The organism is Flavobacterium seoulense, assembly GCF_000695795.1.
GTDB lineage: Bacteria > Bacteroidota > Bacteroidia > Flavobacteriales > Flavobacteriaceae > Flavobacterium > Flavobacterium seoulense.
The window spans coordinates 1-24575 of the sequence record NZ_JNCA01000016.1; the positions used below are offsets into that span (position 1 = coordinate 1).

At 34.1% G+C, this 24575-nt stretch carries 22 protein-coding genes and 2 tRNA genes; 12 read left to right on the forward strand and 12 right to left on the reverse strand.

Annotated features, from left to right (window positions below; translation table 11 throughout):
* The 4 genes from FEM21_RS16205 to trxA form a co-directional block, all read left to right on the forward strand.
* Window positions 1-3904: MBG domain-containing protein (locus FEM21_RS16205; RefSeq protein WP_152547384.1), on the forward strand; the 3904-nt coding region annotated here is incomplete at its 5' end.
* A 72-nt stretch (window positions 3905-3976) separates the two neighbouring features.
* Window positions 3977-4816: an outer membrane beta-barrel protein gene (locus tag FEM21_RS07995; protein ID WP_035659400.1), complete on the forward strand. Its 840-nt coding sequence runs from the start codon at window positions 3977-3979 to the stop codon at window positions 4814-4816.
* A 147-nt stretch (window positions 4817-4963) separates the two neighbouring features.
* Window positions 4964-9496 (forward strand): DNA polymerase III subunit alpha, encoded by a 4533-nt coding sequence (gene dnaE, locus FEM21_RS08000; protein ID WP_035659401.1) that lies wholly within the window; start codon window positions 4964-4966, stop codon window positions 9494-9496.
* 235 nt (window positions 9497-9731) lie between these two features.
* Window positions 9732-10049 (forward strand): thioredoxin, encoded by a 318-nt coding sequence (gene trxA / locus FEM21_RS08005; protein WP_026708908.1) that lies wholly within the window; start codon window positions 9732-9734, stop codon window positions 10047-10049.
* A 376-nt stretch (window positions 10050-10425) separates the two neighbouring features.
* Here the strand turns inward: trxA and FEM21_RS08010 are convergent.
* The 4 genes from FEM21_RS08010 to FEM21_RS08025 all read right to left on the reverse strand — a co-directional run bounded on the left by FEM21_RS08010 (window position 10426) and on the right by FEM21_RS08025 (window position 12363).
* Window positions 10426-10499: transfer RNA gene (locus tag FEM21_RS08010), tRNA-Asp, on the reverse strand.
* A gap of 253 nt (window positions 10500-10752) precedes the next feature.
* Window positions 10753-10826, reverse strand: a tRNA-Asp gene (locus tag FEM21_RS08015).
* Between the two features lie 86 nt (window positions 10827-10912).
* Window positions 10913-11839 carry a DUF58 domain-containing protein gene (locus FEM21_RS08020; protein WP_035659403.1) on the reverse strand — a complete coding sequence of 309 codons (927 nt, stop codon included), beginning with the start codon at window positions 11837-11839 and terminating at the stop codon, window positions 10913-10915.
* A gap of 23 nt (window positions 11840-11862) precedes the next feature.
* Window positions 11863-12363 carry a DUF456 domain-containing protein gene (locus FEM21_RS08025; protein ID WP_035659404.1) on the reverse strand — a complete coding sequence of 167 codons (501 nt, stop codon included), beginning with the start codon at window positions 12361-12363 and terminating at the stop codon, window positions 11863-11865.
* Between the two features lie 69 nt (window positions 12364-12432).
* Between FEM21_RS08025 and FEM21_RS08030 the strand changes: the two genes are divergently transcribed.
* Window positions 12433-12804, forward strand: coding sequence for a hypothetical protein (locus FEM21_RS08030; RefSeq protein ID WP_035659405.1), 372 nt, complete (start codon window positions 12433-12435; stop codon window positions 12802-12804).
* A 42-nt stretch (window positions 12805-12846) separates the two neighbouring features.
* Window positions 12847-13323 carry a hypothetical protein gene (locus FEM21_RS08035; RefSeq protein ID WP_035659734.1) on the forward strand — a complete coding sequence of 159 codons (477 nt, stop codon included), beginning with the start codon at window positions 12847-12849 and terminating at the stop codon, window positions 13321-13323.
* A 59-nt stretch (window positions 13324-13382) separates the two neighbouring features.
* Here FEM21_RS08035 and FEM21_RS08040 read toward each other — a convergent pair whose 3' ends face one another.
* Both FEM21_RS08040 and FEM21_RS08045 read right to left on the reverse strand, forming a co-directional pair.
* Window positions 13383-14480, reverse strand: coding sequence for a glycosyltransferase family 2 protein (locus tag FEM21_RS08040; protein WP_035659407.1), 1098 nt, complete (start codon window positions 14478-14480; stop codon window positions 13383-13385).
* The gene (locus FEM21_RS08045) at window positions 14477-15421 is read right to left on the reverse strand and encodes a hypothetical protein (RefSeq protein ID WP_035659408.1); all 945 of its coding nucleotides are present in this window, start codon (window positions 15419-15421) and stop codon (window positions 14477-14479) included. The genes FEM21_RS08040 and FEM21_RS08045 overlap by 4 nt, the downstream gene beginning before the upstream one ends.
* Before the next feature lie 62 nt (window positions 15422-15483).
* On the opposite strand from FEM21_RS08045, the gene ruvC reads away from it, so the two are divergent.
* The 6 genes from ruvC to FEM21_RS08075 all read left to right on the forward strand — a co-directional run bounded on the left by ruvC (window position 15484) and on the right by FEM21_RS08075 (window position 20224).
* Complete coding sequence (gene ruvC, locus FEM21_RS08050; RefSeq protein ID WP_035659409.1) at window positions 15484-16038, forward strand: crossover junction endodeoxyribonuclease RuvC; 555 nt, start codon at window positions 15484-15486, stop codon at window positions 16036-16038.
* Window positions 16038-17171, forward strand: coding sequence for a radical SAM family heme chaperone HemW (hemW, locus tag FEM21_RS08055; protein ID WP_035659410.1), 1134 nt, complete (start codon window positions 16038-16040; stop codon window positions 17169-17171). The genes ruvC and hemW overlap by 1 nt, the downstream gene beginning before the upstream one ends.
* A gap of 102 nt (window positions 17172-17273) precedes the next feature.
* Window positions 17274-18032 (forward strand): cyclase family protein, encoded by a 759-nt coding sequence (locus FEM21_RS08060; RefSeq protein ID WP_035659412.1) that lies wholly within the window; start codon window positions 17274-17276, stop codon window positions 18030-18032.
* 29 nt (window positions 18033-18061) lie between these two features.
* Complete coding sequence (locus FEM21_RS08065) at window positions 18062-18463, forward strand: GNAT family N-acetyltransferase (protein WP_035659413.1); 402 nt, start codon at window positions 18062-18064, stop codon at window positions 18461-18463.
* Between the two features lie 170 nt (window positions 18464-18633).
* Window positions 18634-19416, forward strand: a complete 783-nt coding sequence (locus tag FEM21_RS08070; protein WP_035659415.1) for a DUF3050 domain-containing protein — start codon at window positions 18634-18636, stop codon at window positions 19414-19416.
* A gap of 58 nt (window positions 19417-19474) precedes the next feature.
* Entirely contained in the window at window positions 19475-20224 is a 750-nt protein-coding gene (locus tag FEM21_RS08075; RefSeq protein ID WP_035659416.1) for an SGNH/GDSL hydrolase family protein, read from the forward strand.
* An 81-nt stretch (window positions 20225-20305) separates the two neighbouring features.
* On the opposite strand, the gene FEM21_RS08080 is transcribed toward FEM21_RS08075, so the two are convergent.
* The 6 genes from FEM21_RS08080 to FEM21_RS08105 all read right to left on the reverse strand — a co-directional run bounded on the left by FEM21_RS08080 (window position 20306) and on the right by FEM21_RS08105 (window position 24561).
* Window positions 20306-20623, reverse strand: coding sequence for a 2Fe-2S iron-sulfur cluster-binding family protein (locus FEM21_RS08080; RefSeq protein ID WP_035659417.1), 318 nt, complete (start codon window positions 20621-20623; stop codon window positions 20306-20308).
* Window positions 20624-20705: 82 nt separating this feature from the next.
* Window positions 20706-20945 carry a NifU family protein gene (locus tag FEM21_RS08085; RefSeq protein ID WP_035659418.1) on the reverse strand — a complete coding sequence of 80 codons (240 nt, stop codon included), beginning with the start codon at window positions 20943-20945 and terminating at the stop codon, window positions 20706-20708.
* 14 nt (window positions 20946-20959) lie between these two features.
* Window positions 20960-22087 carry an Mrp/NBP35 family ATP-binding protein gene (locus FEM21_RS08090; protein ID WP_035659419.1) on the reverse strand — a complete coding sequence of 376 codons (1128 nt, stop codon included), beginning with the start codon at window positions 22085-22087 and terminating at the stop codon, window positions 20960-20962.
* Between the two features lie 173 nt (window positions 22088-22260).
* Complete coding sequence (locus FEM21_RS08095; protein ID WP_035659420.1) at window positions 22261-22608, reverse strand: MGMT family protein; 348 nt, start codon at window positions 22606-22608, stop codon at window positions 22261-22263.
* Window positions 22605-23756 (reverse strand): helix-turn-helix domain-containing protein, encoded by a 1152-nt coding sequence (locus tag FEM21_RS08100; protein WP_035659421.1) that lies wholly within the window; start codon window positions 23754-23756, stop codon window positions 22605-22607. The genes FEM21_RS08095 and FEM21_RS08100 overlap by 4 nt, the downstream gene beginning before the upstream one ends.
* Before the next feature lie 169 nt (window positions 23757-23925).
* On the reverse strand, window positions 23926-24561 hold the full coding sequence (locus FEM21_RS08105) for a LysE family transporter (protein WP_035659422.1): 636 nt from the start codon (window positions 24559-24561) through the stop codon (window positions 23926-23928).
* Window positions 24562-24575: the final 14 nt, after the last annotated feature.

A 24575-nucleotide genomic window follows, 5' to 3' on the forward strand; every position in this document is an offset into this window, starting at 1 on the left:
GGTTTCTCCAACAGGAGGAACTCCTTCCTATACCTATTCTTGGGCTCCGTCAGGAGGTACTGCTGCTACAGCTACAGGTTTAGCTGCAGGAACTTATACTTGTACAATAACCGATGCTAATGGATGTCAGGGTACAAAATCATTCACAATTACGCAACCAACTGCTCTAAATACTACAGCAGGAAGTAAAACTGATGTTTCTTGTAACGGTGGTTCCAATGGTACTGCAACGGTTTCTCCAACAGGAGGTACGCCAGGATATACCTATTCTTGGTCTCCATCAGGAGGTACTGCTGCTACAGCAACTGGACTTGCAGCAGGAACTTATACTGTAACAGTAACTGATGCAAATGGATGTCAGGGTACAAAGTCTTTCACTATTGCACAGCCAACTGCTTTAAGCCTAACTACAGGTGGTGGAAAAACTGATGTTTCTTGTAATGGTGGTTCTAATGGTACTGCAACGGTTTCTCCAACAGGAGGAACTCCTTCCTATACCTATTCTTGGGCTCCATCAGGAGGTACTGCTGCTACAGCAACTGGACTTGCAGCAGGAACTTATACTGTAACAGTAACTGATGCAAATGGATGTCAGGGTACTAAATCATTTACAATTACTCAACCAACTCCTATAGAATTCACAACTATATCATTAGCTGGTTATGATTATAATACTTTATACAGCCAAAGTGTAAACGTAACAGGTGGAACAGGTACTAAAATTTTTGATATTTCATCAGGAAATTTACCTTCAGGATTTAATTTATCTCCTTCAGGAACAATTTCTGGAACATCAATTCAGGTTGCTGATAGTAATTTTACTGTTAGAGCAACAGATGCAAATGGATGTGTAGTTACTCAAAACTTTACGTTAAAATTAAATCAAATACCTATTACAGTTACAGCAAATGAATTACAAAGTAAAGTTTATGGATCAAATGACCCTATCCTTAGCTATAGTGTGTCTCCTGCTTTATTACCAGGTGATTCTTTTACAGGTTCATTAACAAGAGCTCCAGGAGAAGATATTGGTTCTTATACAATAACTCAAGGAACCCTTTCTGCAGGAAATAAATATTTGATTACTTATGTTTCCAACAATTTTAGCATAACTGCCAAACCAATCACTGTAACTGCTGCAGCGAAAAACAAAACCTATGGTGATGTGGATCCTGAGTTGACTTATACTTTTGCTCCGGCTTTAGTAACAGGAGACAGTTTCTCTGGAAGTCTTAACAGATCTACAGGTGAAAACGTAGGAACTTATGCCATCAATCAGGGAACATTGGCTTTAAGTGGTAATTATACGCTAACTTATGTTGGTGCTGATTTAACTATTGGCAAGAAAACCATAACAGTAACTGCAGCTGCCAAAAACAAAACCTATGGTGATGTAGATCCTACTTTGACTTATACTTTTGCTCCGGCTTTAGTAAGTGGTGATGCTTTCTCTGGAAGTCTTAACAGATCTGCAGGTGAAAACATAGGAACTTATGCCATCAATCAGGGAACATTGGCTTTAAGTGGTAATTATACGCTAACTTATGTTGGTGCTGATTTAACTATTGGCAAGAAAACCATAACAGTAACTGCTGCAGCGAAAAACAAAACCTATGGTGATGTGGATCCTGAGTTGACTTATACTTTTGCTCCGGCTTTAGTAACAGGAGACAGTTTCTCTGGAAGTCTTAACAGATCTGCAGGTGAAAACATAGGAACTTATGCCATCAATCAGGGAACATTGGCTTTAAGTGGTAATTATACGTTGACTTATGTCGGTGCTAATTTGACTATTGGCAAGAAAACCATAACAGTAACTGCTGCTGCCAAAAACAAAACCTATGGTGATGTGGATCCTGAGTTGACTTATACTTTCGCTCCGGCTTTAGTAACAGGAGACAGTTTCTCTGGAAGTCTTAACAGATCTGCAGGTGAAAACGTAGGAACTTATGCCATCAATCAGGGAGCATTGGCTTTAAGTGGTAATTATACGCTAACTTATGTTGGTGCTGATTTGACTATTGGTAAGAAAACCATAACTGTAACTGCTGCAGCGAAAAACAAAACCTATGGTGATGTGGATCCTGAGTTGAATTATACTTTTGCTCCGGCTTTAGTAACAGGAGACAGTTTCTCTGGAAGTCTTAACAGATCTGCAGGTGAAAACATAGGAACTTATGCCATCAATCAGGGAACATTGGCTTTAAGTGGTAATTATACGCTAACTTATGTTGGTGCTGATTTGACTATTGGCAAGAAAACCATAACAGTAACTGCTGCAGCAAAAAACAAAACCTATGGTGATGTGGATCCTGAGTTGAATTATACTTTTGCTCCGGCTTTAGTAACTGGTGATGCTTTCTCTGGAAGTCTTAACAGATCTGCAGGTGAAAACGTAGGAACTTATGCCATCAATCAGGGAGCATTGGCTTTAAGTGGTAATTATACGCTAACTTATGTTGGTGCTGATTTAACTATTGGTAAGAAAACCATAACTGTAACTGCTGCAGCAAAAAACAAAACCTATGGTGATGTAGATCCTGTCTTGACTTATACTTTCGCTCCGGCTTTAGTAACTGGTGATGCTTTCTCTGGAAGTCTTAACAGATCTGCAGGTGAAAACGTAGGAACTTATGCCATCAATCAGGGAACATTGGCTTTAAGTGGTAATTATACGTTGACTTATGTTGGTGCTGATTTAACTATTGGTAAGAAAACCATAACTGTAACTGCTGCAGCGAAAAACAAAACCTATGGTGATGTAGATCCTGCCTTGACTTATACTTTTGCTCCGGCTTTAGTAACTGGTGATGCTTTCTCTGGAAATCTTAACAGATCTGCAGGTGAAAACATAGGAACTTATACCATCAATCAGGGAACATTGGCTTTAAGTGGTAATTATACGCTGACTTATGTAACTAATAATTTTGTTATCACTGCAAAACCAATTACAGTGACAGCTAATGCTTCTCAATCTAAGGTATATGGAACAGCCGATCCTATTTTTACTTATTCAGTTTCACCTGCTTTAGTAAGTGGAGATGTATTTACAGGAGCACTTTCAAGAGCTGCTGGAAATGATACAGGTGTATATCCAATTACACAAGGCACATTAAATGCAGGAACAAATTACAGCCTGACTTATGTTGGTAGTAATTTTACAATTGTAAAAGCTAATCAAACCATCACTTGGAATCAAACTTTAACATACGGTTGTGAAGGAGAAACTACTGTTGCTTTAACAGCTACTTCTAGTAGTGGTTTACCAGTAAACTACACTTCTTCTAATACTAATTTAGTTGCTGTTTCAGGAAATACATTGAATTTGTTAAACTATGGTTCGGTAAATGTCACTGCTGCTCAGCTAGGAAATAACAATTACAATCCAGCTCCAACAGTAGTTTTACCATTGGTTAACAGCCAACCGAATTTGATTAGAAAACAATTTGATAATATCATTTTCTTTGACAATAGTTCTAAAAATTTCCAATCATATACTTGGTATAAAAATGGAGTACTAGTTCCTGGTCAAACAGATCAGTATTTTAAAGAAAATGGTGCTTTAAACGGTACTTATCATGCAGTGGCTACAAGATTAGACGGAATACAAGTTACTACTTGTCCAATAACCTTATCGCCTACTGTAGAGGATGAAAACATCAAAATTGTACCTAATCCGGCTAAAAGCAATGGAGACTTCCAGGTTATCACTAATGTAAGTGTAAATAGATTACAAAATGCACATATTGAAGTATATAGTGTAACTGGATCAATGTTAATTGATGTTAGAACAAGTCAAAATACTGTTAATTTGAAAGCACCAAGCGTTGAGGGAGTTTACATAGTAAAAATGACCTTAGCAAATGGTAAGTATTTTACGAAAAACCTTTTAGTTAAAAATTAAGAATCTTCAAGAATATGAAATCCTCATTTTTTTACAAATGAGGATGGATTATTCTAAAACAAAAACACAAATATGAAATTTAATATTAAACATGCATTAGGGATTACTGTACTTTTATGCTCTCAGGCAATGGTTGCTCAGTTTTATGTAGGTGTGCAAACAGGAATTGGACATATCAAAAATGATATTAAAGCTGCAACTCCCGGCTATCAAATTCAACACTCAGGTGCAGTAAAAGCAGGTTACATTTATTCGATAACTAATCATTTTGGGATAGGTACAGGATTAGAATTTTCTCAGTATAAACAAAATGTTACTTTAAACAATTCATCAGAAGCTTTAACCAATTTTGAAGTTGATCCGGCAGGTTCTGCTTTTATCTACAATATTACAACAAGCAATTATAGAGAGGAACAAACCTTACATGCAATTCAAATACCATTATTTTTACAGTATAAAACTAATATTGCTAAAGGTGTTGATTTTAACTTTAGAGCAGGTGCTAAATATTTTTTACCTGTAGATTATAAAATTAAATCTTCAGCAGCTTTTGTAAATGGTACTGCTTATTATCCAGATGTTAATTTGTATATCGATGATCTACCGGAATATGGTTTTGGAGGTCAGGGTAATTATAGCGCATCAGGAGAATACAATACTAAAGGAACTATAATGGCTTCTTATGAACTAGGTTTTACTTTTGATATCAACAAAAATAATGCATTATATACTGCAATCTTTGTTGAGAATGCTTACGGAACCATTCTTGATCAAAATGAAGACAAATCCTATATTGGCTACAACTCAACATCTGTGAATGACAGAAAAGCAAATGGATTGTACAGTACTGATAAAGATGCAAAAATAAGACCTGTAGCTTTTGGTTTGACTTTCGGGTGGAACTTTAAATAATCTCTTCTTTTAATTTATAACATAAGGTCTTGAGTAATCAAGGCCTTTTTTTGTTCATAACTTCACTTTATTTTCCTTTAAAAAAGAACTAAATTTGGAATTCAGATTTTTTGATTTCACAAAAATTCAATTTCCTCATTTACAGCTATGTATTTAATATTCGATACCGAAACTACTGGATTACCAAAGAACTGGAATGCTCCAATAAGCGATTCTGATAACTGGCCTCGCTGTATCCAAATCGCATGGCAGCTGCATGATGATATGGGAAATCTCATCGAACATCAGGATTATTTGGTAAAGCCTGAAGGGTTTAACATTCCGTATGATGCTGAACGTATTCACGGAATTTCAACCGAATTGGCAGAAGCCGATGGAATCTCTTTAAATGAAGTTTTAGAAAAATTGAATATTGCTTTAGGTAAAGCCAAATTTATTGTGGGTCAGAATGTAGGTTTTGACGTCAATATTATGGGCGCTGAATTCTATCGAATGGGCGTTGATTCGTCTATGGCTTCGATGCCGGTTTTAGATACCTGTACCGAAGTAACAGCTAATTTGTTAAAATTACCCGGAGGTCGTGGAGGAAAATTCAAGTTACCTACTCTAACCGAATTACACGAATATTTATTCAACGTTCCCTTTGCCGAAGCCCATAACGCTACTGCCGACGTTGAGGCAACAACACGTTGTTTCTTAGAATTAATAAAAAGAGAAGTTTTTACCAAAGAAGAACTGGATGTTCCTGCTTCTTATTTTCAGGATTTTAATGCTAAGAATCCGCAGGAAATTCAGCTTATTGGTTTAAAACATATCAATTTAAAAGCGGCTTCTGACGAAATCAGAAAGCAACTTCAAAAAACTAATTCAGCTTCTGAACAAAATATAATTTCCGAAGCTGACAAAGAAGGTTTTGCAGCAGCAAAATTTGCTCATTTGCACAATCATACCCAATTTTCGGTATTGCAATCTACCATTGGTATTGCCCCGCTGGTCACTACCACTGCTAAAAATAAATTTCCTGCAGTTGCCATGACTGACACGGGAAACATGATGGGAGCTTTCCATTTTGTGAGTGCAGTTATGAACCATAACAAAGGAGCTTCTGCTAAAAATAAAGCCTTGGTGGAAAGTGGCGAAGAACCAACAGAAACCGAAATTAAACCTATTGTCGGTTGCGAATTTAACATTTGCGAAAACCATTTGGATAAAACAAAAAAAGACAATGGTTACCAGGTTGTTTTATTGGCAAAAAATAAAAATGGTTATCATAATTTGGCTAAAATGGCTTCCATTGCTTATGTGAGCGGTTTTTATTATGTTCCTCGAATTGACAAAAGTATTGTCGAAAAATACAAGGAAGACATCATGGTTTTATCGGGAAATCTCTATGGAGAAATTCCGAGTAAGATTTTAAATATTGGTGAAAACCAAGCCGAAGAAGCCCTAATTTGGTGGAAATCACAATTTGGAGATGATTTTTATCTCGAAATAATGCGCCACAATCAGGAAGATGAAAATCGTGTAAACAAAACCCTGATTGAGTTTGCACAAAAACATGAAGTTAAATTAATTGCTACCAATAATACCTATTATGTAAATAAAGAGGATGCTAATGCACACGATATTTTATTATGCGTAAAAGACGGTGAAAAACAGGCAACGCCTATTGGTCGTGGTCGTGGTTATCGCTATGGTTTACCCAATCAGGAATATTATTATAAATCAGAAGAAGAAATGAAAACTCTTTTTGCTGATTTACCCGAAGCCATTATCAATATTCAGGAAATTGTAGATAAGGTCGAAATTTACTCGCTTTACCGGGACGTTTTACTTCCAAAATACGATATTCCAGAAGAATTTGTTAATCCTGAAGACGAAAAAGACAATGGTGTTCGCGGAGAAAATGCTTATTTGAGACACCTAACAATGGTAGGTGCCGAAAAACGCTATGAAGAAATCACTCCCGATATTCAGGAACGTTTGGATTTTGAATTATTGACAATTTCAAATTCAGGTTATCCGGGTTATTTTCTGATTGTACAGGATTTCATTGCCGAAGCCCGAAAAATGGACGTATCAGTTGGACCTGGACGTGGATCGGCAGCGGGTTCTGCCGTTGCTTATTGTTTAGGAATTACTAATATTGATCCTATTAAATACGATTTGCTTTTTGAGCGTTTCCTGAACCCCGATCGTGTATCCATGCCCGATATTGATATCGATTTTGATGACGAGGGTCGTGGTCGCGTAATGGATTATGTAATCAATAAATATGGTGCTAATCAGGTGGCGCAAATTATCACTTACGGAAAAATGGCAACTAAGTCGGCCATTCGTGATACGGCACGTGTACTGGATTTACCATTATTTGAAGCCGATAGAATTGCAAAATTAATTCCGGCAATGATGCCTGGAAAATGGAATTTAGCGCGATTCCTTTCTGAATCAGAAGATGATGTAAAAAAAGCATTAAAAGGGGCTGATGAATTTGAACTTGTTAAACAATTAATAGCCATTGCCAATGAAGAAGATTTGGCCGGAGAAACCATTCAGCAAGCCAAAATTCTCGAAGGTTCTATGCGAAATACAGGTATTCACGCCTGCGGTGTGATTATCACGCCTTCGGATATTACCAATTACGTTCCGGTAACTACTGCAAAAGATTCTGATTTATATGTAACCCAATTTGACAACTCGGTTGCTGAAAGCGCCGGACTGTTAAAGATGGACTTCTTGGGGTTGAAGACCCTGACTTTGATAAAAGACACTGTCAAATTGGTAAAATACCGAACAGGAATTCAACTCGATCCGGATACTTTCCCAATTGATGATGTTAAGACTTATGAACTGTTCCAAAGAGGAGAAACAGTAGGTATTTTCCAATACGAGTCGCCCGGGATGCAGAAATACATGAAGGACCTGAAACCTACCGTTTTTGGAGATTTAATTGCAATGAATGCTTTGTATCGTCCGGGACCTTTAGAATACATTCCTTCTTTCGTTCGAAGAAAAAACGGAGAAGAACCTATTGTTTACGATTTAGATGCCTGCGAAGAATATCTTGGGGAAACCTACGGAATCACCGTATATCAGGAGCAGGTAATGCTTCTATCCCAATCACTTGCCGGATTTACTAAAGGTGAAGCCGACGTTTTGCGTAAGGCGATGGGTAAGAAACAAAAAGACGTTTTGGATAAAATGAAACCAAAATTTGTCGAACAGGCAGCTCAAAAAGGTCATGATGCCAAAGTTTTAGAAAAAATCTGGAAAGACTGGGAAGCGTTTGCGAGTTATGCTTTCAACAAATCGCATTCAACTTGCTATGCGTGGATTGCCTACCAAACTGCTTATTTAAAAGCGCATTATCCGGCTGAATATATGGCTGCGGTACTTTCGAATAACATGAACGATATCAAACAAGTTTCATTTTTCATGGAAGAATGTAAACGAATGGGATTGCAGGTTTTAGGCCCTTGCGTCAATGAATCTTTCTACAAATTCACCGTAAACGATGAGTATGCAGTACGTTTTGGAATGGGAGCTATTAAAGGTGTGGGTTCCGGAGCAGTGGCAACAATTGTAGAAAATAGAAAAGATGCTAAATACAAATCGATTTTCGATTTGGCAAAACGTATTGATTTGCGTGCTGCCAATAAAAAAGCTATTGAAAACCTGGCTTTAGCCGGAGGTTTTGATTGTTTTGCAGACACTCATAGAGCCCAATATTTTCACGATGAAGGTGACGGAATTACCTTTTATGAAAAAGCGATGCGTTATGGCTCTAAATTTCAGGAAAACGAAAATTCCTCACAGGTAAGTTTATTTGGCGAAGCCAGCGAAGTACAAATTGCTGAGCCAGTTGTACCACCATGTGAAGACTGGAGTACGATGGAAAAATTAGCTAAAGAGAAAGAAGTTGTTGGAATTTATATTTCAGGACATCCACTAGATGATTTTAAATTTGAAATGAAATATTTCTGTAATGCGAAGCTAGAAGCTCTTAAAAATCTGGAAGCACATGTGGGCAAAACACTCACTTTTGGCGGAATTATAAATGATGTCCAACATCGTGTAGCAAAAAACGGTAAAGGCTGGGGAATGTTCTCTCTTGAAGGATATGACGAGAGCTATGAATTTAGAATTTTTGGTGAAGAGTATTTAAAATTCCGTCATTTCCTGATACAGAACAATTTTACTTTCATGAAACTGACGGTAAAAGAAGGCTGGATGAATCAGGATACTGGAAAAAAAGGAGAACCCAGAGTACAGTTTGTCGAAATAAAACAATTGCAGGATGTTTTAGAAGCAATGGCTAAAAGACTCATTGTACTATTGAATATAAAAGATTTACAGCCAGAATTCATTCATAAATTAAGTCATCTTTTTAATGAAAACAAAGGAGACAATCAGGTTACTTTTGAAGTAATGGAAATAGAAAGAATCAAGAAATTAATTGAAACAACTACTGTTCTTGAAGAGAATGAGGAAGTCATTTTTGAAGATGAAAACGAAGAAACTTCGGACGAACCAGAAACCAAGGCTGTACAAGTTACCGAGGTCGAAGAAGTAAAAGTAGTTACTAAACTAAGCATGGCCAGCAGAAGGTTGAAAATCAAGATTTCGAATGAATTATTGCATGAATTAGAGAAAATGCAGGTGAATTTCAAGCTGAATTAAACCGCTATACCCTAGCCCTGATGGAAGCGGCATCCTTTTTCTAGTCTCGTCTTTTTGGACGAGACTAGAAAAAGATAGAGTGTACAGCAGGAATAGCTACTAATAATAATTAACAATACATTAATAGCCAAAACTAATTTTGGAATGATGGTTTGTTGGTTTTAAATTTCTAAATTTGCATAAGTGTTTAAGTAATTAAAGACTTTCAAATTATAAACTTTAAATTTAAAAAGATATGGCATTAGCAATAACAGACGCTACTTTTGAAGAAGTAGTATTGAAGTCAGACAAACCAGTTATGGTAGATTTTTGGGCAGCTTGGTGTGGACCATGTAGAATGGTTGGACCAATCATTGACGAATTAAGTACTGAATACGACGGAAAAGTTGTTGTAGGGAAAGTTGATGTTGACGCAAACCAGGAATTTGCTGCTAAATATGGAGTGAGAAACATACCTACAGTATTAGTTTTTCATAACGGAGAAGTCGTAGGAAAACAAGTAGGAGTTGCTCCTAAACAAACTTACGCAGATAGTTTAGACGCTTTGTTGTAATCGTAAGATTATGATTTATATGAGAAAAAGGTTTGACGAAAGTCAAGCCTTTTTTTTATGAAGTAAATAATGTTGTAGAGAATTATAAAACAATATATTCCTCTAATTGTATTACATTTTACCGCAAAGATTTTCATCTAAAAATGTCTCTAAAAACAAAAAGTTCGCAAAGCTAATCCAATATACATAGCTTTGCGAACTTTGCCTTTTATAAAAGCTAAAGGTTAAAACTTAGTGTTCTTTGCGGTAAATTGTTTTTCTCCCCCAAAGTTTAAAGGAATCACTAAAAGATGATATTACATATTTTAATTATTCAGAATCAAAAAATTAAACACAAAAAAAGCGATTCAAAAATGAATCGCTTTAACAATTTTAGCGGTCTGGACGGGACTCGAACCCGCGACCCCATGCGTGACAGGCATGTATTCTAACCAACTGAACTACCAAACCTCTGCTTTATTGCGAGTGCAAATATACAATATAATTTCTTTTAAAAACAAGTCTTCAATTAAAAAAATAATTCTTTTTTTTGATACCTCTTTAAAATCAAAAAAGCCATTCACATTTAAGTGAAAAGCTTTTCATTGGTTTAACTACTAAACCGAGGTCAGCTAACTAGGCCGACCTAACAACACAACTAACTTTAGATACCGTATAGTGGAAAAAAAAGCCTTTCTGTTACGAAAGGCTTTCCCAATATTAGCGGTCTGGACGGGACTCGAACCCGCGACCCCATGCGTGACAGGCATGTATTCTAACCAACTGAACTACCAAACCTCTGCTTTATTGCGGTGGCAAAGATACAATAGATTTCTATTTAAACAAGCCTTTTTACTAAAAATAATAATATATTTTTTTGATAATTACCCAAACTTTTGTTTTTCAACCAAATAAGTTAGCATTATTTTTTCAAAATCTTCTCTCACGCTTACCGGAACGTACTTTATTTTGTTTTGTGCGCAGCTTAATGCCAATCTTTTAAAATAAGAAGCTGCCTGTTTTTCGTATTCTTCTTTTACATTATCAGCAAAAACAACTATTTCATCTCCGGTTTCTACATCGATGAATTTTCGTGGCACATTGTCAAAATCAAAATTGAGCTCTGTTTTTCCATCTACTACATGAAATAAGACTACCTTATGTTTATTGTGTTTCAAATGCTGCAAAGCAGTCAACAATCGCTCTTCTTCCCCTATTTGAAACATATCTGTGAACAAAACAATCATCGAACGACGATGAATTTTTTCGGCAATTTGATGCAAAAAAGTAATGGTATCGGTGCTTTTCTTACCAACGGGTTCTTCTAACAAATTTTCTAATGCATTTAACACCATACGATGATGACGATCACTGCCTTTTTCGGGCGCATAATATTCATACGTATCTGAAAACACACTAAGCCCTACAGCATCTCTTTGTTTCTTTAAAAGATTCATTAATATGGCTGAAGCCAAAACAGAAAAACCTATTTTACTTTCATAAAAATTCTGATTTGTATTTAATTTAGGATAATGCATCGACGAAGAATTATCAATAATAATATGACATCGCAAATTAGTTTCTTCTTCAAACTGTTTGGTATACAATCGGTCTGTTTTTGCGAATAACTTCCAGTCAATATGCTTAGTACTTTCGCCTGTATTATATACTTTATGCTCAGCAAATTCAGCCGAAAATCCATGAAACGGACTTTTATGCATTCCTGAAATAAAACCTTCTACCACTTGATTAGCAAGTAATTCTAAATGCTGAAAACTAGCAATTATACCTATTTGTGATTCTATCTTCATCTATCAAATGTAATATTTTCAAACTAAAAAAGAAGCGATTTGTAGTCCCAAACAATAGAAATAAATATTCCGAAATAAATTATACAAAGCATAAACTGTATAAAAGCAGAAGCCAAAATCCCTATCACTGAACCTGTGGCTGCCCTAATTGCCTGTTGTGCATTTTTAGCATCAAATACTAATTCGCCAATTAAAGCACCTAAAAATGGCCCAATTACAAACCCAAAAGGAATTGGAGTCAATAGTCCGATTACGAGACCAATATTCGTTCCCCAAATTCCTGCTTTACTTCCGCCAAATCGTTGTGTTCCTTTGGCTGGCAAAATATAATTGGCAATAAAAAAAATCACAACAACTAAAAAAGTGATGCCTAAAACCCAATAATTGACCGGAACCACACTAGTAAGATATAAAAAAAGAATTCCTAACCAGCATAAACCAATTCCTGGCAACACAGGTAAAAAACTTCCCACAACACCAATTAGCATACAGGCTAATCCCAGAATTAAAAGTAAAATATCCATAAATTAATTTTTATTAATTTTTATTAATTTTGATAAAAATAAAGATAATCATTTATTTCCTACATCACGATGAGAAAAATTATAGTATTCCTTTTTATAGTCTTTTTTTCGAAAATAGTTCTGGCTCAAAACGAACCCAAAAAAAGTACCGATGCCATCATGAAAGAGCAAATCTATGAGGCAAATAAGAAAAAAATAATGAATTTCTCCATGAAAGATTTCGATCAGCTTTTTTTCGAATTTTCCGAAAAGAAATCAGATCCTAATTTGATTTTATCAAAAGAAGAATTTTATAATTACACCGTAAAAATCGCAGCTTATTCTGATCGCTTGGCAAAATTATATCCCAAAGAGAAAGAAATTGCCGAAGCCAATAAGCAAAAATGGCTTTCAGAAAATTATCAAGATTATTTACTTTCTAAAGCATCTGCAAAAAAATAATTGTATTTTTATAAAATATTGGTCGAATTCAAAAACAAAACCTTGAAGCATTATTACTTTTTTTTACTCTTCGCTTTCTTCAATTCCTGTCAATACTTCGAAAAGCAAGTGCCGTCAGAAAAAGAATTATTGCAAAAGCAACTGAAAGCAATAAACTGGAAAGAAGTAGACGAATACCCTTCCTTTGTAGATTGCGACAAACTGGATGAAAAAGTACAGCGTCAACAATGTTTTTTTGACAGTCTTACGCAACTCATTCAGGACAAATTGCAAGTCGACACACTTTCATCTCTTTACCCGGAACTCGACACGATCGAAGTGAAAGTAACTGTTTTTCCTAATTCCAGAATGAAATTCGAACCGCAATTCCCAAAAGATTCTGCTGCTTATGATACGATTAAAATTGATAGCATTTTACACGCCCGACTAGTTGGTTTCCCAAAAGTAAATCCCGCTCTAAAACAAGGAATTCCTGTAAAAACACAATTTATTCTTCCTGTAATTATTAAAGTGGAGTAGTTTTTAATATTTAGTTAACAGATAGCAATAAACCGATTGAGATTCGATATTCAAAAGTCTTAAAATCTCCTGCCTTTCCATTCGTATTTTCCAAATAGTGAATATAAAGCTACGCTTACACTAAAAAAAGGATAAAGCAAATTACTTAAAACCAAATAGCTTATCTTATCTTTTGTCAAAAATCGATTTGCCTGATAAATCAAAATACTATCAATAATACATTTGGAAAAAAACAGCGAAAACGGCAATAAAAATGAGACTAGCCCCATAATCCATAATCCATAACTTATAATTAAACTCAAATTTCCAGCAAAAACAACCAATGCTAATAGTTTTCCAAAATTGCTTTGGTACGAACTTGTTTTAGAAGCCCAGCGTACTCTTTGATAAAACAAAGTTTTCCAGCTGACAACAGCACTTGTAGTAATAATGTTATTTTGAGATTTAAGATAGTGTACTTTTTGAGGAAACTTTGCAATTGCTTTTTGCAATAAAAAAACATCATCACCGCTGGCAACAGTATCGTTTCCTTCAAAACCATTTAGTTCCTGAAAAAGCAATTTGGTATAAGCTAAATTCGCACCATTACACATAAACCCTTTCTTAATTCCAAAACTTCCTATCGTCGCACCTTGTAAACTCGCCAAATCCAATTGCTGAAAATGATCTAAAAAAGAATTATTACAACGATAAGTAACGGCTCCGGAAATCATAGCAACTTCATGTGTTTGAATGTAATTATCCAAAGTTAAAAGCCAATTTTCAGGAACTACACAATCGGCATCAGTAGTAATAATCCAAGGCGTTTTTACCAAAGGAATCGCAGTCGAAATCGCGTCTTTCTTAGGAGAATTTGATACTCTGATATTATTGATTAGTAAAACTTGAAATTTGGAATTTAAAATTTGGAATTTTTCAGTTGATTGATCATCAACCAAAATCACTTCAAACAAATTCGTTGGATAATTCAATTTCGAAATACTTTCTAAAAGCACTGGTAAATTTCCGGCTTCATTTCGAAAAGGAACTATAATCGTAAAAGCTGTTTTGGGTTCTAAATCAATTGCGTCATAGTTTTTTACTTTTGTAAAACCATAAATCAGAAGACAAATCGCTATACAATAAAACAATGCTATGAAGAGCAAAAAAAACATCATACAATTTCTTTAGTCTTAAAATTCAACACATAATAACTCCCTATCACAACCGGAATCACTACATTGAGAAACCACATTAAAGTCGAAATAAAAATTACAATCCATTCATTAACACCTAATATTCCAAAGAAATAAATTGCCACACTTCCTTTAACTGCGAAATCCAAAAATTGAAAAGTAGGTAAAGAGGAAGCCAGAAAATAAACACTCGAAATTGTAGTTATCAGCGTCAAATAAGGCAAATCAACATCAAAAGCTAAAAACAAAAAGTAATATTGATGCGAAAAAACCAAATACCGACAAACTCCCAAAAGGATATTTCGCTGGTGAATGGACTTCGGAATTTCATTAATTTTATGAATCAATTTTTCTATCGAATACCCTTTTATATTTATTTTCTTCGAAAAAAAGAAAATCCCAGATAACAAAAAACAAGCTCCAAACAGAATTAGAACTGTTTTTGCAGTAATTACATGATACAATGTATTGAAATACAGCAAACCAAATATCCCAAAAACAACCGTTAAAACCATTTGGATTCCGTTACAAATCAAGTTCAGAAAAATCACTTTTTTAGTTTCTGATTTATTGAAAAACAAAGCTTTTCCAGCATATTCACCAACACCGTTTGGCGTAAATAATCCAGCGGTTAAAGCAGCTAAAACTTGTTTTGTCGATTCGGATACAGTAATTTTATGAATGTGCTGAACAAGATTTTGCCATTTCAGGATTTCGAAATAACGATTTAAAACACTTAACAACAAAATAAATCCAATGCCTAAAACCGATTGATTTTTTCGAAACAACACAATAAATTTTTGCCAATCTAATTTATCGTTATTTGCCAGTTGATTGTAAATAAAATAAAACGCAGCAGCAACTATCAAAACTTTAGTTAGAAGTACAAGGAATTGCTTAGTTTTGTGAGGAATTGAAATCATGCTGCAAAAGTAAACAATTTGAAAATGTAGCAATTTGAAACCACAAACTTTAAATACAACTTTTGACAAAAGAACGCATCATATTAGGTATTGATCCGGGAACCACTATTATGGGGTTTGGCTTAATACGTGTTATCAATAAAAAAATGGAATTTTTGCAATTAAATGAATTGCAATTATCTAAATATGATAATCATTACCAAAAGCTAAGAATCATTTTTGAACGAACTATTGAATTAATCGACACCCATAATCCAGACGAAATTGCCATCGAAGCACCTTTTTTTGGCAAAAACGTACAATCGATGTTAAAGCTTGGTCGTGCACAAGGTGTGGCTATGGCTGCCGGACTTTCCAGAGATATTCCTATTACCGAATATGAACCTAAAAAAATTAAAATGGCAATTACCGGAAACGGAAATGCCAGCAAAGAACAGGTTGCTAAAATGCTGCAACAACTTTTAGGTTTAAAAGAATTACCTAAAAATCTCGATTCCACCGATGGTTTGGCTGCAGCAGTTTGTCATTTTTTTAATTCTGGAAAAGTTATAGCAGGAAAAAGTTATTCAGGTTGGGATGCTTTTGTGAAACAGAATGAAGAACGAATTAATAAGTAGTGGCAGGAATCTACATTCACATACCATTTTGCAAACAAGCATGTAATTATTGCGACTTTTATTTTTCTACTTCAATGAAAAAGAAAGACGAAATGGTTTTGGCTTTAGCCAAAGAAATTGTCATTCGAAAAAATGAGTTCGAAAATGAGACAATAGAAACCATTTATTTTGGTGGCGGTACACCTTCTATATTAGCGATTGCAGATTTGAGATTATTGATTGATTCGATTTATGAAAATTATAAAGTCATTGAAAATCCCGAAATTACAGTCGAAGCTAATCCGGATGATTTATCAGAAGAACAAATAATCGCATTATCAAATAATCGGATTAACAGATTAAGCATTGGAATTCAATCGTTTTTTGAAGACGATTTGAAAATGATGAATCGGGCGCACAATTCGGCGGAAGCCAAAAAATGTTTGGAAATTGCCACAAAATATTTCGATAATATTTCGCTGGATTTAATTTATGGTGTTCCGGGTATGAGCAACGAAAAATGGAAACAAAATATTGAAACTGCCTTGAGTTTTAATATTCCGCATATTTCAAGCTATGCTTTAACTGTAGAACCAAAAACAGCATTGCACAAATTAGTCCAAAAAGGAAAAGTAACCGCTCCAAAAGACGAAGTGGCTTCGGAACATTTTATGATTTTGGTCGAAATGCTAGAAGCAAATAGTTTTGTTCATTACGAATTATCGAATTTTGGCAAACCTGATTATTTTTCGAAAAACAATTCGGCGTATTGGTTGGGTAAAAAATACATCGGAATTGGACCTTCGGCGCATAGTTATAATGGCATTTCCAGAAGTTGGAATGTTGCCAATAATTCACTTTATTTAAAATCCATTCAGGAAAACCAACTCCCAAATGAAACCGAAATCTTATCCGTTACCGATCGCTATAATGAATATGTTATGACAGGATTACGAACTATTTGGGGCGTTTCATTAGACAGAATTCAAACTGAATTTGGACAAAATTATCTGGATTACTTATTAAAAGAAGCTAAACGATTTTTAAACGACGATTTACTCTTTATTGAAAACAACACCCTGAAAACAACTAAAAAAGGAAAGTTTTTAACGGATGGAATTGCAAGTGATTTGTTTTACTTAAATTTGGAATAAATGATTTAACCGCAAAGAACACAAAGAAGGCGCAATGGCCACAAAGTTTGGTGAACTTTGCGTTAATCTTAGTGACCTTTGTGGTTAAAAAATTATAGTTATATGGTAGCTAACATTAACAATTTCCAAGTAGATCTTTCAAAACCCATTGATATTTCCATTCCGTTATCGAATACAGAACAAAATCCTATTGCCTGGTATATTGACAAACCGGAAATAAAACCTGTAGTTTTTGGAGATTGGACAGGAAGTGTAAAAGCGGGCGCTTCGACTAATTTCAACAATATTTATTTCAATCCGCATGGACACGGCACGCATACCGAATGCCTTGGGCATATTACCAAAGAATTTTACAGTATCAATCAGGTTTTAAAACAGTTTTTCTTTTTAGCTGAATTGGTTTCAATTGAGCCAGAAATTCAGGGAGAAGATGCTGTGATTACTAAAAATCAGCTGGAAAAAGCATTGAATGGCAAAACTACTGAAGCTTTAATTATTAGAACATTTCCAAATTTGGAAAACAAAAAGCATCAGAATTATTCGAATACTAATCCGCCCTATTTGTCTGAAGAAGCGGCGATTTTTATTCGCGAAAGCGGAATTCAACATTTATTAATTGATTTGCCAAGTGTCGATAAAGAACATGACGAAGGAAAATTAGTTTCGCACAAAGCGTTTTGGAATGTAAAAGACGTCAACAATCTCAATGCTGATGCACGATTGAATTGTACTATTACCGAAATGATTTTTGTTCCTAACGAAGTTCAGGACGGAAGCTATTTATTGAATTTACAAATTGCTTCATTCGAAAATGATGCAAGTCCGAGTAAACCAGTTTTATTTGAGATTTCAGAGATTTAAAAATATTAATTCATTAAGTATAAAATTATATGATTAGTGTTTCTACTGATAAGAGCAAATTAGACATTCCTTTTATTCATAATTTCCTGAAAGACATTTATTGGGCTGCGCCAAGAACGATTGAGGAAGTCGAAATTTGTATTGAAAACTCTTTTTGTTTTGGAATTTATTTTGATAATAAACAAATAGGTTTTGCCCGTGTAATTACCGATTATGTGGTTTTTGCTTATTTGATGGATGTTTTTATTGATGAAAAACATCGTGGAAATGGCTATTCGTCTATGCTGATTGAAGCAATGATGAATGAGCCTGAGTTGAAGCAAATTAAAATTTGGAGATTAGCCACTACTGATGCGCATTTTTTATATCGAAAATTTGGTTTTAACTCATTAGCTCATCCCGAAAAACTAATGGAAAAAGTAATTTTGTAAAAATAATTTTCATAGAATTTAAATTGTAAAACCTTAAATAAAATAAATTCGTAAATACTAGAAAGGAAGATTTTTAGAAAATAAACAATTATTAAAGTATTGATAAAATCGATACAAAACACGACTTAAAAGTGGTAGCTTTTTTATCTTTACACAAAAATTATCAGACAATGAATATTCAATACATTAACAATAGCATTGAAGCCCAAAAAAACGTCTTATTACAGCATCCGCTTTATAATAAGGTAAAAACCATCGAAGATTTACATACTTTTTTAGAAAGTCATGTATATGCTGTGTGGGATTTTATGTCATTATTAAAAGCTTTGCAAGCCAGATTAACCTGCACTTCTACACCTTGGTTTGCAACTAAAAATCCAGAAACAAGGTATTTGATTAACGAAATTGTTTTAGCAGAAGAAACTGATTTGTCACTTGACGGAAAGCGTCAAAGCCATTACGAAATGTACATTGAAGCGATGGAAGCCTGTGGTGCCGATACTTTAAAAATTAAAGCTTTTTTAGCTGAAGTACAATCGTTGCAAAATATATTTGTTGCTATTAAAACGAGTGATTTACATCCAAATATTAAATCCTTTTTAGATTTTACTTTTAGAGTAATCGAAGAAGGAAAACCGCATGAAATTGCTGCCGCATTTACTTTTGGTCGAGAAGATTTGATTCCGAGTATGTTTCATGCTATTTTGAGAAATTTTCAGGAACAATTCCCTGAAACTGATTTAACAAAACTAATTTACTATTTCGAAAGACATATTGAATTAGATGCTGATGAACACGGTCCAATGGCAATGCAAATGATCAATGATCTTTGCGGAGACGACGCTCAAAAATGGAAAGAAGTAGAAGAAGTATCCATTACAGCATTAGAAAGAAGAATCGAACTTTGGAACGCTATTGAAGAAGAAATTTCGCAACAGGTTTCGATGTTATAAAACCGCTCAACACATTTTATCGTAACTATTATTAAAGATAATTTTAATTTGATTCCAAATGAAAGCATCAATAAGAATAATAGTTATGATTTTTTGTTTTGCTATGACAACAAGTTGTAACAGCGAAAATTCAAGTATGGAGTCTGAAATAATACCTCCTGTAACAAATCCTTCATTAGAACTTCCAACCCAATCTAAAACTATAAAATACTTAGCTCTGGGTGACAGTTATACCATTGGTCAAAGTGTATGTGAAACTTGCCGATTTCCTGAACAACTTAAAAAATCTTTGAAAAACTTAAATCAGGAAAACAATTTTTCTCTTGAAATCATTGCCCGAACTGGCTGGACAACCAGCAATTTAATTAGTGCTATCGAGCAACAAAAACCTGTTACTGATTTTGATTTGGTTAGCTTACTAATTGGTGTAAACAATCAATATCAGGGAATCAATTTTAATGTTTACGAAAAAGAATTTCCTGAATTAGTTAATAAAAGTATTACTCTTGCAAAAGGAGATAAAACAAGACTTATTGTAGTTTCTATACCAGATTATGCTTATACTCCTTTTGGGCAAAATTATGGTAACCCAAACTCAATTTCAACCGAAATTGACCGCTATAATGCATTTGCAAAATCCTATTGTCAAAACAACGGAATACTTTTTATTGACATCACTGATATTACCCGAAAAGGGCTTAGTGAGCCAAAATTAGTAGCAAATGATGGTTTGCATCCTTCGGAAACTGCTTACGCTCTTTTTGTCGAAAGATTATTACCAAAAGCAGTTGGAATTTTAAATAAATGAGATAAAATTTAGACATAAAAAAAACCTCAAATAATTAAATTATTTGAGGTTTGTATTTTTATTAAAATATCAGTTTCAATACTAATACTCTGGTGCCAACTCTAACTCCAGACCTTCTAAATCAACAGTGATCGGAATTTGGCAACCTAAACGGCTATTCGATTTTACATAAAAAGCTTCCGAAAGCATTGCTTCTTCATCATCTCCCATTTCTGGTAATGCCACTTCATTTAAAACATAACATTGACAAGAAGCACACATAGCCATTCCACCGCAAGTACCCTCTACAGGCAACTCATAAGCTTTACAAAGTTCCATGATATTCATGGCCATATCTGTAGGAGCTTGCAATTCGTGAACGACTCCTTCTCTGTCTTTAATTTTTATTAATACATCCATTTTTTACTATGCGGAATTGATTGATTGAACAACATTCAGTTTTTAACAATAAAATTTATTTAAAGCAAAAAACCCGTTTGTCTTACAAGACATTTACAACAGTTTCTATTTGTGGAGCATACTTTTTAATAGTAGTTTCAACTCCTGCTTTTAATGTCATTTGGTTCACACTACAATTAGTACATGCTCCTTCAAGACGCACTTTTACATGTTTATCTTCTTCAATAGAAATAAGAGTAATATTTCCTCCATCAGACTCTAAAAAAGGTCTAATTTCTTCCAGTGCCTTTTGAACTTCAATTGTTAATTCTTCTGTTGTCATTTTCTTCTATTAAATTATTTTTTTACTGCTGAACAACCAGCCATCGTAGTAATTTTTATTGCTTCAGTAGCAGGTAAACTTTCATTTCTGGCTACCGTTTCTTCCACCACTTTACGTGTTATATTTTCGAAAACTGTTTCAATTACTGAACCTGTTTGCAAAGCTGCCGGACGACCATAATCTCCTGCTTCACGAATAGACTGTACAATTGGAACTTCTCCTAAAAATGGAACAGCTAAATCTTCTGCTAAGTTTTTAGCTCCTTCCTGTCCAAAGATATAATATTTATTATTTGGCAATTCTTCAGGAGTAAAGTAAGCCATATTTTCGATAATACCTAATACCGGAACATTGATTGCTTCAGACAAGAACATTGCAACTCCTTTTTTAGCATCAGCCAAAGCTACTGCTTGCGGCGTACTTACCACTACTGCTCCGGTAACTGGCAGCGATTGCATAATAGAAAGGTGAATATCTCCTGTTCCCGGAGGTAAATCGATTAGTAAGAAATCTAATTCTCCCCAGTCGGCATCAAAGATCATTTGGTTCAATGCTTTAGAAGCCATTGGTCCTCTCCAGATTACTGCCTGACTTGGCGATGTAAAAAACCCAATAGAAAGCATTTTTATTTCATAACTTTCAATAGGTTTCATTTTTGATTTTCCGTCAACAAGAATCGAAACCGGTTTCTCGTTTTCTACATCAAACATAATTGGCATAGATGGCCCGTAAATATCAGCATCTAAAACTCCAACACTGAATCCCATTTTAGCCAAAGTAACTGCTAAATTAGCTGTAACGGTAGATTTTCCTACTCCACCTTTTCCGGAAGCTACAGCAATAACATTTTTAATTCCTGGAATTGCTTTTCCTTTAATTTCTGGTTTTTCCGGAACTTCAACTTTTATATTGACTTTAATTTTAGCTTCGGCAGCAATTTTTTCGTGAATTATTTTTTTGATATCATCTTCAGCACGTTTTTTAATGTGCATAGCTGGCGTGTGTAAAACTAAATCTACTACAACTTCATCTCCAAAAGTGATGACATTAGTAACAGCTCCACTTTCTACCATATTTTTTCCTTCTCCCGCAATAGTTATTGTTTCTAATGCTTTAAGAATCTCTTTTCTATCTAATTTCATTACTAAGTATCTATTTTTCAATTGCTTTTACCAGTTAAAACAATAGATTTATTCTAACTGATTTGAGAATGCAAATATAGCGCATTAAATCCTTATTTTAAAGGATTTAAATTGTATTTATTAATACCTGAATCAGTTCTAACTATAAATCACCCAGATGTTATTTTTATAAGTTAATTTTTAGAATTGATTTCTTGAGGATTCCAAAAATATTTATCGAAATCTACTATTTGATTGTCAACTACTTTTACGCCTTCATTTTCTAATAATTGTTGCATCAGATTAGTTCCATCAAAATGGAATTTTCCAGTAAGCAAACCTTTTCTGTTCACTACTCTATGCGCCGGAACATCTTCCATATTATGAGAAGCATTCATCGCCCAGCCTACCATTCTTGCCGAACGCGCCGCTCCCAAAAACTTTGCAATGGCACCATAAGAAGTTACCCGCCCATAAGGTATCAGCCTAACTACTTCATAGACTTTTTCAAAAAAATTAGTCGTATCCTGACTTACTTTCATTCTTCAATCATTTTATTATATTCTTGCGGACTAACTCCTGTAATTTCTTTAAAACTGGCCATAAAAACATTTATAGAAGAAAATCCAGTTTTTTTAGACAAACACGTCACTCCAGTTGTTTTCAAGAAACCTTCCTCAATCAAACTAATAGCATCATAAATACGAACTGTTTTTTTAAATTCGATAAAACTAACTTCAGAATGGTATTTAAAAAGATAAATTAAATGACTTTTAGGAATCCCTAACTTGATAGCAAAATCCCTCATAGAAACCGTTGGATTTCTAAAACATAAATGCTCTAATGCTTTTCTTTCAATTTCATGAATATAGTTAACCAAATTACCATCTATACGTTCTTTTAATTTTAAATCCTGATTATTAGTGATGATAAAATCAGTAGAAAATGTCCAAAAAACACTAAAAACCAATTCTAAATGTTCTTTTTTACTAGTTTTACAACCTTGCCCAACGTGTTTATGTAAAGCCACAGGAGTCAGCAATATCTTAAAAAACAAAACACAACATAAAATTGCTGAGAGCCAAAAATAGTTTGTTCCATCTGAATAACCTGCCACATAAATGTCACAAATAAGCGTAATTAACAAACGTAAGATACACAAAGCACAAACAACATAGACAAAAATTGTCCAGTTTCGCATTAATATTTTTTGCTTATCGACAGTCTCAGTTTTAGAATTCCTAAACCAAACTTTATTTTTTAACTCAACAAAACTTAAATAAAAATAAAACAACCCTAAACCTGTAAACAAAAAGTAAACACAGATATGCAAATACATAGCATATTGCCTTATTAAAAAATTTACCGCTATAAATGCTACCGGAATTATAAAATGATGCAAATCAGTTTTATAAATACCCTTTTTATTAAGAATGAGATTTTTAAAATACAAATAAAGACAAGGAAATATCATAAATCCAAAAGACCTAAAAACAATCATAAAATTGTCACTTATAGCAAAAGGAATTAAAATACGGACTCCTCCAAAGAAAAAACGACAAGCACCAAAAAGCAATAAGATTACGAGGTAAAAATTAACTTTATTATTAGTTCTGTACTGAGCAATTACAACCGTAAAAGTCAGAAAACCTAATAATGCTGTCATAAAATACAAAACACTCAAATACATATTCGGTTAGATTTTCTAATGGTTGAAAACTAAAGATATACAATAATCCAACTTTTCTACGACCTGCAAAAAAATATCCGATATATAGTTCAAAAAAACGTTATTCTTGAGAATTTTCTATTATTTCTAACATAGAAATACCTCCATTCAATATCATTAATCATACAGACTAATGAAAATAATATTCTAAAATATTAATCAAAGTAATGACAGAAACAATACCTGTAATAGAACCGATTATAACATTCATATTCCTAAGAAGATAATCGGCCTTACTTTCTATTTTTTGAAAAAAAGCAATATAAAAGTAAAATACAAGAACAGAGCCTAAAGCAGCTCCGCTAACAAAGGTAAAGACAGAAGTAATATCAAATGAGAAAACAGCATACGAATACAACGTAACGCTTACAAAAACATAATAAGGAATAGGAAAAAAATTCAAAGCTGATAACAACATTCCTAAAAAGAAACGCTTCTTTTTACTGTGTTTTTTAATTTTGGGCTGCTTCAATTTTGGTTTTTTGGCAACCCATAAAAAATAAATAGTCAGCAAAGTAAATATTCCAAGTCCTAACTCACGCAATAAGAGAATAATATCCGGACGGGAATTGATAATTCGGGCAAATAAAACCGCCAGATAGACCTGAATAAAAATAACAAATACTGCTCCCAGAACAAACCAAAAAGCATTGCGCTTTCCTTCCTTTAAACTCACCTTAGCCGCTGTCATATTAAGCAATCCAGGAGGAGTAATCCCTATGAACGCCGAAATAAAACCAGAAAACAAGGATATAATTAGATTCATAGAAAGGACTTAAA

Bases quoted from the DNA above. Each gene is read 5' to 3' on its own strand.
- FEM21_RS07995 (WP_035659400.1), top strand. From the start codon at position 3,977: ATGAAATTTAATATTAAACATGCATTAGGGATTACTGTACTTTTATGC.
- dnaE (WP_035659401.1), top strand. From the start codon at position 4,964: ATGTATTTAATATTCGATACCGAAACTACTGGATTACCAAAGAACTGG.
- trxA (WP_026708908.1), top strand. From the start codon at position 9,732: ATGGCATTAGCAATAACAGACGCTACTTTTGAAGAAGTAGTATTGAAG.
- FEM21_RS08020 (WP_035659403.1), bottom strand. From the start codon at position 11,839: ATGAAGATAGAATCACAAATAGGTATAATTGCTAGTTTTCAGCATTTA.
- FEM21_RS08025 (WP_035659404.1), bottom strand. From the start codon at position 12,363: ATGGATATTTTACTTTTAATTCTGGGATTAGCCTGTATGCTAATTGGT.
- FEM21_RS08030 (WP_035659405.1), top strand. From the start codon at position 12,433: ATGAGAAAAATTATAGTATTCCTTTTTATAGTCTTTTTTTCGAAAATA.
- FEM21_RS08040 (WP_035659407.1), bottom strand. From the start codon at position 14,480: ATGATGTTTTTTTTGCTCTTCATAGCATTGTTTTATTGTATAGCGATT.
- FEM21_RS08045 (WP_035659408.1), bottom strand. From the start codon at position 15,421: ATGATTTCAATTCCTCACAAAACTAAGCAATTCCTTGTACTTCTAACT.
- FEM21_RS08060 (WP_035659412.1), top strand. From the start codon at position 17,274: ATGGTAGCTAACATTAACAATTTCCAAGTAGATCTTTCAAAACCCATT.
- FEM21_RS08065 (WP_035659413.1), top strand. From the start codon at position 18,062: ATGATTAGTGTTTCTACTGATAAGAGCAAATTAGACATTCCTTTTATT.
- FEM21_RS08070 (WP_035659415.1), top strand. From the start codon at position 18,634: ATGAATATTCAATACATTAACAATAGCATTGAAGCCCAAAAAAACGTC.
- FEM21_RS08075 (WP_035659416.1), top strand. From the start codon at position 19,475: ATGAAAGCATCAATAAGAATAATAGTTATGATTTTTTGTTTTGCTATG.
- FEM21_RS08080 (WP_035659417.1), bottom strand. From the start codon at position 20,623: ATGGATGTATTAATAAAAATTAAAGACAGAGAAGGAGTCGTTCACGAA.
- FEM21_RS08085 (WP_035659418.1), bottom strand. From the start codon at position 20,945: ATGACAACAGAAGAATTAACAATTGAAGTTCAAAAGGCACTGGAAGAA.
- FEM21_RS08090 (WP_035659419.1), bottom strand. From the start codon at position 22,087: ATGAAATTAGATAGAAAAGAGATTCTTAAAGCATTAGAAACAATAACT.
- FEM21_RS08095 (WP_035659420.1), bottom strand. From the start codon at position 22,608: ATGAAAGTAAGTCAGGATACGACTAATTTTTTTGAAAAAGTCTATGAA.
- FEM21_RS08100 (WP_035659421.1), bottom strand. From the start codon at position 23,756: ATGTATTTGAGTGTTTTGTATTTTATGACAGCATTATTAGGTTTTCTG.
- FEM21_RS08105 (WP_035659422.1), bottom strand. From the start codon at position 24,561: ATGAATCTAATTATATCCTTGTTTTCTGGTTTTATTTCGGCGTTCATA.